This window comes from Kitasatospora sp. NPDC058170, from assembly GCF_042883905.1.
Classification (GTDB): Bacteria; Actinomycetota; Actinomycetes; order Streptomycetales; family Streptomycetaceae; genus Kitasatospora.
In genome coordinates this window covers 429,234-441,448 of the sequence record NZ_JBHVUV010000001.1, presented here as the reverse complement: position 1 = coordinate 441,448, position 12,215 = coordinate 429,234, and the positions used below count along the sequence as shown (strand labels likewise).

Here is a 12,215-nt window from a genome sequence, read left to right as displayed (position 1 = left end):
GGCGGGCCCCCTCCGCGGTGGAGGGGGCCCGCCCTTGCGTCTGGCGCGAGACGGCGGCTATTCGGGAATGCCGGGGATCAGGCCGTCACCCTCGGCCCGCAACAGCTGCCGGACCTCGTCGATCGTCGCATCGGCATCCGGAAGGATCAGGTCGGACGGCTCCAACGAGTCGTCCGGCAGCGGGGTTCCGAACTCCTTCACCGCGCCCAGCAACTCGCCGAGCGCTCGGTGGAAGTGCTCCTCGTCCCCCGACTCCAGTGCGGTGAGCAGCTCATCGTCGAGCTCGTTGAGCCGGTTCAGGTGGGCTTCGCCGACCTGGAACTGCCCCTCACCCATGACCCTCATGATCATGCCGTGCGTCTCCCTGCTTCGTGGGGTGAAGCTCAGATCACTTGTTGTAGTTGATGGTGGGCGGGGTCTGCTGCGGCGGCGCGTCGTGCTGCTGCTGCTTGCCCTGCTCGATGGCCTGCGGGCCGGCGGCCGGGGAGCCACCGGTCAGCTCCGCCTTCATCCGGGCCAGCTCCAGCTCGACGTCCGAGCCGCCGGCCACCCGCTCCAGCTCCGCCTCGATGTCGTCCTTGCGGCCGAGCCCGCTGGCGTCGTCGAGCGCACCGGAGGCCAGCAGCTCGTCGATCGCGCCCGCGCGGGCCTGCATCTGGGCGGTCTTGTCCTCGGCCCGCTGGATCGCCAGGCCGACGTCGCCCATCTCCTCCGAGATCCCGGAGAAGGACTCCGCGATCCTGGTCTGCGCCTGGGCGGCGGTGTAGGTGGCCTTGATGGTCTCCTTCTTGGTGCGGAAGGCGTCCACCTTGGCCTGCAGCCGCTGGGAGGCGAGCGTGAGCTTCTCCTCCTCGGCCTGGAGCTGCTGGTACTGCGTCTCCAGATCGGTGATCTGGGACTGCATGCTGGCCTTGCGGGTCAGCGCCTCGCGCGCGAGGTCCTCGCGGCCGAGGGACAGCGCCTTGCGGCCCTGGTCCTCGTACTTCGCGGACTGCTGCTGGAGCTGGGTCAGCTGGAGTTCCAGGCGCTTGCGCGAGGTGGCTACGTCCGCGACGCCCCGTCGCACCTTCTGCAGCAGCTCGAGCTGCTTCTGGTACGAGTAGTCGAGCGTTTCACGCGGATCCTCCGCCCGGTCCAAGGCTTTGTTCGCCTTGGAGCGGAAGATCAGCCCCATACGCTTCATGATTCCGTCGCTCATGGGCCTCGGGTGCCCCCTTCTCCGGCCTGCGGTCTCTATCTCGTTACCAGACACGACGAGTGTATGTGCAGCGAGCCCGTCGCCGCAGTGCACCTGCCTGCAACAAGACTGCTACAGCGACCCCGCCGGTGCCTCATCCCCGGGGTGGATCCGCCCCTCATTCCCCGATGCGTCCATCGGAGTGATCCCCTACGGGAAGGGGGTGGGAAACCCTCCGACCGGCGGGGTCGGCCGCGATCGATATGCGTTTGGGTCCGAGGGCACCCGAAGAAGCCGCCCGGCACCCCGTACGCTGGTGGTGTGTTCCGACGCCGTTCAGATGATGCCGCCGCCTCCGCCGCCGTGCTGGAGAAGCAGGACGAGACCCAGCCGCGCGACCCGCAGGCGAAGAAGGGCCGACCCACGCCCAAGCGCAGTGAGGCCGAGGCCCACCGGCGCACCCGGGTGACCGTGCCCAAGGACCGCAAGGAGGCCTCCCGCCAGGCCCGTGACCGGATGCGCGTCGAGCGCGAGAAGCAGCGCACCGCGCTGCTGGAGGGCGACGAGCGGCACCTGCCGGCCCGTGACAAGGGCCCGGTGCGCAAGTTCACCCGGGACTTCGTCGACGCCCGCTGGTCGCTCGCCGAGTTCTTCCTGCCCGCCGCGGTGGTCATCCTGGTGCTCAGCATCGTCAAGGTGCCGGCCCTCCAGCTGCTCTCCACCGTGCTGTTCCTGCTGTTCTTCGTGCTCGTGGTGCTGGACTTCGTCCGCCTCGGCTTCGGTCTGCGCAAGCAGCTCGCCGAGCGCTTCGCCGGCCAGAACACCCGCGGTGCGGTCGCGTACGGCCTGATGCGCATCCTGCAGATGCGCAGGCTGCGGCTGCCCAAGCCGCAGGTGCGGCGCGGGGAGAAGCCCTGACCGCCGAACCGGTGGACTCCGGCTGGGCCCCGCCCTCCTGGGAGGGGCCCGGCCTGTACGCACTGCCCGGTCAGGGCGCCGGCGGCCACGACCGCCTCGCCCAGGAACGCCAGTCCCATGACCGGCTGCCCTCGCGCAGCGGCTCCTTCGCCGGCGGCACCGGGCCGTGGCTGGAGCGGCTCGGGGGCCTGCGCAACCTCGTCCGGCAGGAACTGGTCGCCCGGCAGCTCGCCGAGCAGCTGGTCGGCCGCAGCGCCCAGCGCGTCCTCGACATCGGCTGCGGCCAGGGCACCCAGGCGCTGCGCCTGGCCCGGGCCGGCCACTTCGTCACCGGCATCGACTCCGACCCGGTCGCCCTCGGCGTCGCCCAGGGCGCGCTCGCCGAGGAGCCGCCCGAGGTCCGCGGCCGGATGCAGCTGCTCAGCGGCGACGGCCACCAGTGCGGGCGCTGGTTCGGACCGCGCAGCTTCGACGTGGTGCTCTGCCACGGCGTCCTGATGTACCTGCCCGACCCGGACCCGATGATCGCCTCGCTGGCCCGGCTGCTCGCGCCCGGCGGGCTGCTCTCGCTGCTGGTCCGCAACCGCGACGCGCTGGCCCTGCGGCCCGCCGCCGCCGGGGACTGGCGGGCCGCCCTGCACGCCTTCGAGAGCGACCGCTACTACAACCGGCTCGGTCTGGCCGCCCGGGCCGACCGGCTCGCCGACCTCGCCGTCACGCTCTCCGAGGTCTCGGTGCCGCTGAAGCACTGGTACGGCGTGCGGGTCTTCACCGACAACGCGCCCGACGACGCGGCGCCCCCGGTGGACGGCCGGCAGCTGGCGCAGCTGCTGGAGGCCGAGGACAAGGCCGGACGCACCGACCCCTACCGGCAGGTCGCCGCGCTGCTGCACGTCTTCGGCGCCAAGTAGCACCGGCCGGGCCGGCCGGCCGGGTGGCCCGGGGGGGGCTCAGCCCTCGTGCAGGCTCATCGAGTAGATCTCCCGGTCGTCGTCGAGCAGTACGGCGGTGTCCACGCCGTCCTCGACCAGCTGCTTCCAGCTCTCCCCGATCCAGGTCTCGGCGTCCCCCTGGCCGGCGAACTCCTCCAGCGGCCCGCTCGGGGCCACCACGGTGCCGTCCGTCTTCTCGTACCGCCACGTCCAGACCATGCCCGGTTCCTCCCGCCGACGACGTGCCTGTGTTGCTGCGCACCTTAGCCTGCCCGGTGGGATCTTCCCTATGCCTCGCGGGGCCCGGCATCGCGGGCCCCGCCCGGCCCGTGGGGCGCCCCCTTGGCAGGATGGGCCCATGGCACCCGACCTCGCACTCCCCCGCACGCTGCTCCTCGGCGGCGCGCGCTCCGGCAAGTCCACCAAGGCCGAGCAGCTGCTCGCCGCGTACCCGGACGTGCTGTACGTGGCCACCAGCGGCACCCGGGACGGCGACGGCGAGTGGGCCCAGCGGGTCGCGCTGCACCGGGAGCGGCGCCCGGCGAGCTGGCGCACCGCCGAGACCTGCGACCTGGAGGCGGTGCTGGCGGACTCCGCCGACCGGGCACCGGTGCTGATCGACTGCCTGGCGCTGTGGCTGACCGCGGTGATGGACGAGTGCGGCGCCTGGGACGACCGGGTGTGGGCGGACGGCGGCGAGGCCGCGGTGCAGGCCCGCTGCGACGCGCTGGCCCGGGCCTGGGGGGCGAGCGGACGGCAGGTCGTCGCGGTCAGCAACGAGGTCGGGATGGGTGTCGTCCCGGCGACCGCCTCGGGCCGCCGCTTCCGCGACACGCTGGGCCGGCTGAACATGGCGGTGGCGGACGCCTCGGAGCGTGTGCTGCTGGTGGTGGCGGGGCAGGTTCTGCAAGTCAAGCCCGCCGCTGGCTGAGCACCGGCGACGTGTAGCCTTCCGACCGATGGACACGACCGTGGATCTCGATACGTTCTCCTCGCTCGTCGAGCGCCCCGACGAGAGCGCCCGGCGGGCCGCCGACGAGCGCTGGCAGGCGCTGGAGCGGCCCCGCGGCGGGCTCGGCCGGCTGGAGGAGCTGGGCAGCTGGCTTTCGTCCGTACAGGGGCGCTCCCCGGTACGGCCGCTGTCGGCGCCCAAGGTGCTGCTGTTCGCCGCCGACCACGGGGTGGCCTCCCTCGGCGTGTCCCGGCTGCCCCGGGGCGGCACGGCCGCCCGGGTCCGGGCGGTCCTGGACGGCACCGCGCCGGTCGCCCTGCTCGCCCGGCGCTTCGGCGCCGAGGTGCGGGTGGTCGACATCGCGGTGGACGCGGACCTGTCGGACTTCCCCGACGACGTGGTCGCACACCGGGTGCGGCGCGGCTCCGGCCGGATCGACGTCGAGGACGCGCTGACGCCCGAGGAGACGGCCAGGGCGTTCCGGGCCGGCATGGCGGTCGCCGACGAGGAGGCCGACGCCGGGACGGACCTGGTGGTGCTGGGCGACCTCGGGGTCGGCTCGACCACGGTGGCCGCCGTCCTGGTCGGCGCGCTCTGCGGGACCGACGCGGCCGCGGTGACCGGGCGCGGCTCGGGCATCGACGACAACGTGTGGATGGTCAAGTGCGCGACCGTCCGGGACTCGCTGCGGCGGGCCCGGCCCGTGCTCGGCGACCAGCTGGCGCTGCTGGGCACCACCGGCGGCGCCGACTTCGCGGCGATCACCGGCTTCCTGCTGCAGGCCGCCGTGCGCAAGCTGCCGGTGGTGCTGGACGGCGTGGTCTCCTCGGCCTGCGCGCTGGTCGCGCAGCGGATCGCGTTCCGGGCGCCCGAGTGGTGGCGCGCCGGGCAGTCCAGCGGCGAGCCGGCCCAGGCGAAGGCCTACGACCGGCTGACCCTGACCCCGTTGCAGGAGCAGGAGATCACCATGGGCGAGGGCGTCGGCGCGCTGATGGCGCTGCCGCTGCTCCAGGCCGCGGCGGACACCCTGGCCGAGCACTCCCCCACGCCGTTCGTCCCGGCGGCGCCGAAGGAGCAGCCGAAGCTGCCCTCGGCGGCGGAGCTGCTGAGCCGGGTCTGAGCCCGGACGGCCCGGGGCGCCGACGAGCGCCCCGGCCCTCGCTCCCCGCGGGGGCGGGCCGCCGGACATGACCTGGGCCGGCGGCCGGGACGGGCGCCGACCCGATCCCGACGAAGGAGCGATGAGCATGCACGGCGGCGACGGGACGCGGGCGCCCGCCGGGTGGGGCGACGGGCTGCGGTTCGCCTTCGGGACGCTGTCCGTACTGCGGGTGCGGGTCGACCGCTGGGACCGGTCGGCGGCGGCCCGGGCGATGGTGGCCGCGCCGGTGGTCGGACTGGTCCTCGGCGCGCTGGCGGCGGGCGCGGGGGCGCCGGTGGCCTGGCGCGCGGGCGGCCTGCTCGGCGCGGTGGCGGCGGTCGGGGCGCTGGCCACCCTGACCCGGGGGCTGCACCTGGACGGCCTCGCCGATGTCGCCGACGGCCTGGGCAGCGGCAAGCCCGCCGAGGACGCGCTGCGCATCATGAAGCAGTCCGACATCGGACCGTTCGGCGTCCTGACCCTCCTCCTGGTGCTGCTGGCCCAGATCGCCGCCCTGGCCGGACAGTTCGACGCCTCCCCGGCACGCGGCGCCCTCGCGGTGCTGACCTCGGCCGTGGCCGCCCGCTGCGCGCTCGCCTGGGGGTGCCGCCGATCGGTGCCGGCCGCCCGGCCGGGCGGCCTCGGCGCGATGGTGGCGAGCACCGTCCCACTCGCCGCGGCCCTGGCCTCCTCCGCCGCCGCGGCCCTGGTCCTGGCCGCCCTCGGACTGGCCGACGGATGGTCAGTCCTGCGGCTCCCGGCGGCCGTTGCCGTCGGCCTCGGCTGCTCCTGGCTGCTGCTGCGGCGCTGCGTCCGACGGTTCGACGGGATCACCGGGGACGTCCTCGGGGCGCTGGCGGAGACCGCGGCGACCGGCTCGCTGCTGGCGCTCGCGCTGCTGGGCTGACCACGGGCCCGCGGCGCCCCCGGAGCGCCGTACCGAACGGCGGGACACCGGGCGGCGCGTGATCCCAGCATGCGGACTACCATGCGTGGAGCACCGCAGCCCTGCACCGTCGCAGGTCCTGCCCGGCCTCCGCACGCTGAGGAGCCGGGGCCTCTGGTGTGTGCGACCGCCCGACCGGCGGCGCACGCGCCAGGGGCCCCGGGCCCGGCGCCCGGTGGCGGGGCGGCCACCGCGTCGGCCGTACGGGCTGCGCCGGTGCGGCAGCCGAGCCGCGACCGGCCGTGGACCGCGAAAGAACAGGACGCATTACGTGACTGCATTGTCTGTGAGCACCTCCTCCGCCGCCTCGCTGCGCGCGGACGCCCTGGTGATCGGCGTGGCGAAGGGCGCCAAGGGCATCGTGCTGGCGCCCGGCGCCGAGGCCGTGAGCGAGGCGTTCGAGGGCAAGCTGGCCGAGGTCCTCACCACCCTGGGCGCGACCGGCGCCGAGGGCGAGGCCGTCAAGGTGCCCTCCCCCGCCGGCCTGAAGGCCGCGCTCGTGCTCGCGGTCGGCCTCGGCGAGGCCGCCGAGGACGGTTACGACCTGGAGACGCTGCGCCGCGCCGCCGGTGTCGCCGCCCGCACCCTGGCCGGCTCGAAGAAGGTCGCGCTGGCGCTGCCGGCCGAGGACGCGGAGGAGACCGAGGCGATCGCGCTGGGTGCCCTGCTCGGCGCCTACTCCTTCGGCACCTACAAGAACGGCGGCGGCAAGGAGCCGGTCGGCGAGCTGGTCCTGCTGGCCGCCCGCAAGGGCAGCAAGGACGCCAAGGCCGCCGTCGAGCGCGCCGCGGTCGTCGGCGAGGAGATGAACCGGGCCCGCGACCTGGTGAACACCGCCCCGAACGACCTGAACCCCAAGGGCTTCGCCGCGATCGCCCAGGCCGCCGGCAAGGAGCACGGCCTCAAGGTCGAGGTGCTGGACGAGAAGGCGCTGCTCAAGGGCGGCTTCGGCGGCCTGCTGGGCGTCGGCAACGGCTCGGTCAACCCGCCGCGGCTGGTGAAGGTGGCGTACACCCACCCGAAGGCCAAGGCGACCCTGGCGTTCGTCGGCAAGGGCATCACCTACGACTCGGGCGGCATCTCGCTGAAGCCGGCCGGCCACAACGAGACCATGAAGTGCGACATGGCCGGCGCCGCCGCCGTCTTCGCCGCCGTGGTCGCCGCCAAGCGCCTGGGCCTGGCCGTCAACGTCACCGCCTGGCTGGCGCTGGCCGAGAACATGCCGTCCGGCTCGGCCACCCGCCCGGGTGACGTGCTGCGGATGTACGGCGGCAAGACCGTCGAGGTGCTGAACACCGACGCCGAGGGCCGCCTGGTGCTGGCCGACGCGATCGTCCGGGCCGGCGAGGAGAACCCGGACGTCATCGTCGACGTGGCGACCCTGACCGGCGCGATGCTGCTGGCGCTGGGCAGCCGCACCTTCGGCGTGATGGCCAACAACGACGAGCTGCGCGAGACCCTGCACACCGTGGCGGGCGAGGCCGGCGAGCAGTCCTGGCCGATGCCGCTGCCGGCCGAGCTGCGCAAGGGCATGACCGAGACGACCATCGCCGACCTGGCGAACATGGGCGAGCGGATGGGCGGCGGCCTGGTGGCCGGTCTGTTCCTGAAGGAGTTCGTGGCCGAGGGCATCGACTGGGCCCACCTGGACATCGCCGGCCCGGCCTTCCACGAGGGCGCGCCGTTCGGCTACACCCCCAAGGGCGGCACCGCGAGCGCGGTGCGCACCCTGGTCCGCTTCGCGGAGCGGACCGCGGCGGGCACCAAGGCCTGACCGAGGACGACCGTGGACGGGGTCCGGCGCACGCGCGCCGGGCCCCGTCGGCGTCCCACCCCCGGTTACCTGTGAGTAGGGGCCCGGCGGGAAACGCACCCCTGTTCGCTGCGGGCGAAACTTTGTTCCGCAGTGCGGAACCCGCCGGTCCGCCGCCCCGCGAAACCCCCGCGCCGCTTACTGTCAACCCCGCCGTGAGCTGCGACGATGCCCTTCAGTCGGGGGTACTGCCACCCCCGTGACCACCCTTCGGGACGCCCCAGGGGTGGACCCGGACATCAGCCGCCACGAACAAGTGCGAAGATGTATTTCCGGCACGACTGGGCGCCCCACAAAGGCTTCCGACCCACCGGACCGCGACCGGCCCGGCGACCCACCCCATTGCATGGAGGACGTGACGTGGCGAACGACGCCAGCACCGTTTTCGACGTAGTCATTCTCGGAGGCGGAAGCGGCGGTTACGCCGCGGCGCTCCGCGCCGCTCAGCTGGGCCTGAGTGTCGCCCTGGTCGAGAAGGGTGAGCTCGGCGGCACCTGCCTGCACCGCGGCTGCATCCCGACCAAGGCGCTGCTGCACGCCGCCGAGATCGCGGACGAGACGAAGGAGGCCGCCGAGTTCGGCGTGCTGGCCACCTTCCAGGGCATCGACATCAACGGCGTCCACAAGTACAAGGACGACGTCATCGCCGGCCTGTACAAGGGCCTGCAGGGCCTGGTGGCCTCCCGCAAGGTCACCTTCATCCAGGGCGAGGGCCGGCTGTCCTCGCAGACCTCGGTGGATGTCAACGGCCAGCGCATCGAGGGCCGGCACATCGTCCTGGCCACCGGCTCCGTGCCGAAGTCGCTGCCGGGCCTGACCATCGACGGCGACCGCGTGATCTCCTCCGACCACGCCCTCAAGCTCGACCGCATCCCGAAGTCCGCCGTCATCCTCGGCGGCGGCGTGATCGGTGTCGAGTTCGCCTCGGTCTGGAAGTCCTTCGGCGTCGAGGTCACCATCGTCGAGGCGCTGCCGCACCTGGTCCCGCTGGAGGACGAGAACTCCTCCAAGCTGCTGGAGCGCGCCTTCCGCAAGCGCGGCATCAAGTTCGAGCTGAAGGCCCGCTTCTCGGGCGTGGAGTACACCGAGACCGGTGTCCGCGTCTCCACCGAGAACGGCAAGCAGATCGACGCCGACCTGCTGCTCGTCGCCATCGGCCGCGGCCCGGTCTCGGCCGGCCTGGGCTACGAGGAGAACGGCGTCGCGACGGAGCGCGGCTACGTCCTCGTCGACGAGTACATGCGCACCAACGTGCCCACCATCTCCGCGGTCGGCGACCTCGCCCCGACCCTGCAGCTGGCCCACGTCGGCTTCGCCGAGGGCATCCTCGTCGCCGAGCGCCTGGCCGGCCTGAAGGCCGTGCCGATCGACTACGACGGCGTCCCGCGCGTGACCTACTCCAACCCCGAGGTCGCCTCCGTCGGCATCTCCGAGGCGAAGGCCGTCGAGCTGTACGGCAAGGACAAGGTCGTCACCCTCAAGTACAACCTGGCCGGCAACGGCAAGAGCAAGATCCTGAAGACCGCCGGCGAGATCAAGCTCGTCCAGGTCAAGGACGGCGCCGTGGTGGGCGTCCACATGGTCGGCGCCCGCATGGGCGAGCAGGTCGGCGAAGCTCAGCTGATCTACAACTGGGAGGCGCTGCCGGCCGAGGTCGCGCAGCTCATCCACGCTCACCCGACCCAGTCCGAGGCCCTGGGCGAGGCGCACCTGGCGCTGGCCGGCAAGCCGCTGCACGCGCACGACTGATCACGCCACAACACCCCCCATTCCAGTACGCAAGACTTGATAGGAGTCGCTGAAACCATGGCGGTCTCAGTAACACTGCCCGCGCTGGGCGAGAGCGTTTCCGAGGGCACCGTCACCCGTTGGCTGAAGGCCGAGGGTGAGCGTGTGGAGGTCGACGAGCCGCTGCTCGAGGTGTCCACCGACAAGGTCGACACCGAGATCCCGGCTCCGGCCTCGGGCATCCTCGCCTCGATCAAGGTCGCCGAGGACGAGACCGTCGAGGTCGGCGCCGAGCTCGCGATCATCGACGACGGCTCCGGCGCCCCGGTCGCGGCCGCCGCGCCCGTCGCCGAGGCCGCCCCGGCCGCCCCGGCCCCGGTCGTGGAGGCGCCCGCCGCCCCCGCCCCGGTCGCCGAGGCCGCCCCGGCTGCCGCTCCGGCCGCCGCCCCGGCCGGCGAGGCCACCGCGGTCGTGCTGCCCGCGCTGGGCGAGTCCGTCACCGAGGGCACCGTCACCCGTTGGCTGAAGGCCGAGGGCGAGACCGTCGAGGTCGACGAGCCGCTGCTCGAGGTCTCCACCGACAAGGTCGACACCGAGATCCCGTCGCCGGTCGCCGGTGTCGTGGTGAAGATCCTGGTCGGCGAGGACGAGACCGCCGAGGTCGGCGCCCAGCTCGCGCTGATCGGCGCCGCGGGTGCCGTCGCCGCGGCCCCGGCCCCGGTTGCCGCTCCGGCTCCGGTGGCCGCTCCGGCTCCGGTCGCCCCCGCCGCCCCGGTGGCTGCTCCGGCCCCGGCCGCCGCTCCGGCTCCGGTCGCCCCCGTGGCCGCCCCGGCCCCCGTCGCCCCGGCCGCCCCCGTGGCCGCCCCGGCTCCGGTGGCTCCGGCCGCTCCGGTCGCCCCGGCGCCGGTCGCCGCCCCGGTCGCGCCGGCCGCTCCGGCGGCCGACAGCGGTGACGGCTACGTCACCCCGCTGGTGCGCAAGCTCGCCGCCGAGCAGGGTGTCGCCCTGGCCTCCGTCACCGGCACCGGTGTCGGCGGCCGCATCCGCAAGCAGGACGTCCTGGCCGCCGCCGAGGCCGCGAAGGCCGCTCCGGCGCCCGTCGCCGCCGCCCCGGCCGCCGCGCCGAAGGCCGCCGCCGCGCCGTCCCCGCTGCGCGGCCAGACGGTCAAGATGACCCGCATCCGCAAGGCCATCGGCGACAACATGCTGAAGGCCCTGCACGAGCAGGCCCAGCTGACCAGCGTGGTCGAGGTGGACGTCACCAAGATCATGTCGCTGCGCGGCCGCGCCAAGGACGCCTTCGCCGCCCGTGAGGGCGTCAAGCTGTCCCCGATGCCGTTCTTCGTCAAGGCCGCCGCCCAGGCGCTGAAGGCCCACCCGGTCATCAACGCCCGGATCAACGAGGCCGAGGGCACCATCTCCTACTTCGACACCGAGAACATCGGTATCGCGGTGGACTCCGAGAAGGGCCTGATGACCCCGGTCATCAAGGGTGCGGGCGACCTCAACATCGCCGGCATCTCGAAGAAGACCGCGGAGCTGGCCGGCAAGGTGCGCGGCAACAAGATCACCCCGGACGAGCTGTCCGGCGCCACCTTCACCATCAGCAACACCGGCTCGCGCGGTGCGCTGTTCGACACCGTCATCGTGCCGCCGAACCAGGTCGCCATCCTGGGCATCGGCGCGACCGTCAAGCGCCCGGTGGTCATCGAGGCCGACGGCGGCACCGCCATCGGCATCCGCGACATGACCTACCTGTCGCTCTCCTACGACCACCGCCTGGTGGACGGCGCCGACGCCGCCCGCTTCCTGGTGGCCGTCAAGGAGATCCTCGAGGCCGGCGAGTTCGAGGTCGAGCTCGGCCTGTAAGGTCCGATCGCCCCACGGAGCCCCGCGTCGTCCCCGGACGGCGCGGGGTTCCGCGTTGTGCGGGTTCCGCGTTGTGCGGGTTGCGTGTGGTGCGGGTCCGGGTGGTGCGGGTTCCGTGTTTTCACCGGCCGACCGGGCGTTTCGGGGCCGCTACGCATGCGCGGGCGCGGGCGAACAGGGATGCTGGAGCGGTGATGGACGAGACCGACTTCTGGCAGATCATCGACGAGACCCGGGAGGCCGCCGACGGCGACCCCGACGAGCAGGCGGAGCGGCTGGTGGAGCGGCTCGTCCAGCTGACCCCGGACGACGTCGTCGACTTCGCCCGGCTCTTCGAGGCCCGGTTCCAGCGCGCCTACCGCACCGACCTGTGGGGTGCGGCGTACCTGCTGCTGGACGGCGCCTCCGAGGACACCTTCGACTACTTCCGCTGCTGGCTGATCGGCCAGGGCCGGGAGGTCTTCGAGGGCGGGCTGTACGAGCCGGACGACCTGGCCGACCTGCTGCCGGAGTTCGACGAGGAGGAGGACGGCGAGGCCGAGGACCTCGGCTACGCCGCCGACGAGGCGCACGAGCAGCTGACCGGGCTGCCGCTGCCCGACGTGGGCGAGCGGCAGCCCGCACGGCCGTCCGGTGCCGGGCTGGACTTCGACGACCCGGACGCCATGGCGAAACGGTTCCCCAAGCTCTGGGAGCGCTACGGGGACTAGGACCCGCCCGCGGCCCGCCCCGAGGACGT

12 protein-coding genes are annotated in these 12,215 nt (G+C 73.5%); 9 read left to right on the top strand and 3 right to left on the bottom strand.

The window, feature by feature from the left end; translation table 11 throughout:
• Window positions 1-57: 57 nt before the first annotated feature.
• Window positions 58-351: a hypothetical protein gene (locus ACFVVX_RS02010; protein ID WP_387940320.1), complete on the bottom strand. Its 294-nt coding sequence runs from the start codon at window positions 349-351 to the stop codon at window positions 58-60.
• Window positions 352-388: 37 nt separating this feature from the next.
• Window positions 389-1,198 carry a PspA/IM30 family protein gene (locus ACFVVX_RS02005; RefSeq protein ID WP_387940318.1) on the bottom strand — a complete coding sequence of 270 codons (810 nt, stop codon included), beginning with the start codon at window positions 1,196-1,198 and terminating at the stop codon, window positions 389-391.
• Between the two features lie 300 nt (window positions 1,199-1,498).
• On the opposite strand from ACFVVX_RS02005, the gene ACFVVX_RS02000 reads away from it, so the two are divergent.
• Both ACFVVX_RS02000 and ACFVVX_RS01995 read left to right on the top strand, forming a co-directional pair.
• Complete coding sequence (locus tag ACFVVX_RS02000) at window positions 1,499-2,095, top strand: DUF3043 domain-containing protein (RefSeq protein ID WP_387940316.1); 597 nt, start codon at window positions 1,499-1,501, stop codon at window positions 2,093-2,095.
• A 170-nt stretch (window positions 2,096-2,265) separates the two neighbouring features.
• Window positions 2,266-3,006, top strand: coding sequence for a class I SAM-dependent methyltransferase (locus tag ACFVVX_RS01995; protein ID WP_387940645.1), 741 nt, complete (start codon window positions 2,266-2,268; stop codon window positions 3,004-3,006).
• A gap of 39 nt (window positions 3,007-3,045) precedes the next feature.
• Here the strand turns inward: ACFVVX_RS01995 and ACFVVX_RS01990 are convergent, their stop codons facing one another.
• The gene (locus ACFVVX_RS01990) at window positions 3,046-3,246 is read right to left on the bottom strand and encodes a hypothetical protein (protein WP_387940314.1); all 201 of its coding nucleotides are present in this window, start codon (window positions 3,244-3,246) and stop codon (window positions 3,046-3,048) included.
• Between the two features lie 139 nt (window positions 3,247-3,385).
• On the opposite strand from ACFVVX_RS01990, the gene cobU reads away from it, so the two are divergent.
• The 7 genes from cobU (at window position 3,386) to ACFVVX_RS01955 (ending at window position 12,186) form a co-directional block, all read left to right on the top strand.
• Window positions 3,386-3,958, top strand: coding sequence for a bifunctional adenosylcobinamide kinase/adenosylcobinamide-phosphate guanylyltransferase (cobU, locus tag ACFVVX_RS01985; RefSeq protein ID WP_387940312.1), 573 nt, complete (start codon window positions 3,386-3,388; stop codon window positions 3,956-3,958).
• A gap of 28 nt (window positions 3,959-3,986) precedes the next feature.
• Window positions 3,987-5,099 carry a nicotinate-nucleotide--dimethylbenzimidazole phosphoribosyltransferase gene (gene cobT, locus ACFVVX_RS01980; RefSeq protein ID WP_387940310.1) on the top strand — a complete coding sequence of 371 codons (1,113 nt, stop codon included), beginning with the start codon at window positions 3,987-3,989 and terminating at the stop codon, window positions 5,097-5,099.
• 121 nt (window positions 5,100-5,220) lie between these two features.
• Window positions 5,221-6,027 (top strand): adenosylcobinamide-GDP ribazoletransferase, encoded by an 807-nt coding sequence (locus tag ACFVVX_RS01975; protein WP_387940308.1) that lies wholly within the window; start codon window positions 5,221-5,223, stop codon window positions 6,025-6,027.
• 310 nt (window positions 6,028-6,337) lie between these two features.
• Window positions 6,338-7,840, top strand: a complete 1,503-nt coding sequence (locus ACFVVX_RS01970; RefSeq protein ID WP_387940306.1) for a leucyl aminopeptidase — start codon at window positions 6,338-6,340, stop codon at window positions 7,838-7,840.
• Between the two features lie 399 nt (window positions 7,841-8,239).
• Window positions 8,240-9,628: a dihydrolipoyl dehydrogenase gene (lpdA, locus tag ACFVVX_RS01965; protein WP_387940304.1), complete on the top strand. Its 1,389-nt coding sequence runs from the start codon at window positions 8,240-8,242 to the stop codon at window positions 9,626-9,628.
• A 57-nt stretch (window positions 9,629-9,685) separates the two neighbouring features.
• Window positions 9,686-11,476, top strand: a complete 1,791-nt coding sequence (sucB, locus tag ACFVVX_RS01960) for a 2-oxoglutarate dehydrogenase, E2 component, dihydrolipoamide succinyltransferase (RefSeq protein ID WP_387940302.1) — start codon at window positions 9,686-9,688, stop codon at window positions 11,474-11,476.
• A 194-nt stretch (window positions 11,477-11,670) separates the two neighbouring features.
• Entirely contained in the window at window positions 11,671-12,186 is a 516-nt protein-coding gene (locus tag ACFVVX_RS01955; protein WP_387940300.1) for a DUF4240 domain-containing protein, read from the top strand.
• Window positions 12,187-12,215 lie beyond the last annotated feature (29 nt).

Excerpts from the sequence above, each read along its gene's own strand:
- ACFVVX_RS01975 (WP_387940308.1), top strand. The coding sequence starts at position 5,221 with ATGAGCATGCACGGCGGCGACGGGACGCGGGCGCCCGCCGGGTGGGGC.
- cobT (WP_387940310.1), top strand. The coding sequence starts at position 3,987 with ATGGACACGACCGTGGATCTCGATACGTTCTCCTCGCTCGTCGAGCGC.
- cobU (WP_387940312.1), top strand. The coding sequence starts at position 3,386 with ATGGCACCCGACCTCGCACTCCCCCGCACGCTGCTCCTCGGCGGCGCG.
- ACFVVX_RS02005 (WP_387940318.1), bottom strand. The coding sequence starts at position 1,198 with ATGAGCGACGGAATCATGAAGCGTATGGGGCTGATCTTCCGCTCCAAG.
- ACFVVX_RS02010 (WP_387940320.1), bottom strand. The coding sequence starts at position 351 with ATGATCATGAGGGTCATGGGTGAGGGGCAGTTCCAGGTCGGCGAAGCC.
- ACFVVX_RS01955 (WP_387940300.1), top strand. The coding sequence starts at position 11,671 with ATGGACGAGACCGACTTCTGGCAGATCATCGACGAGACCCGGGAGGCC.
- sucB (WP_387940302.1), top strand. The coding sequence starts at position 9,686 with ATGGCGGTCTCAGTAACACTGCCCGCGCTGGGCGAGAGCGTTTCCGAG.
- ACFVVX_RS01990 (WP_387940314.1), bottom strand. The coding sequence starts at position 3,246 with ATGGTCTGGACGTGGCGGTACGAGAAGACGGACGGCACCGTGGTGGCC.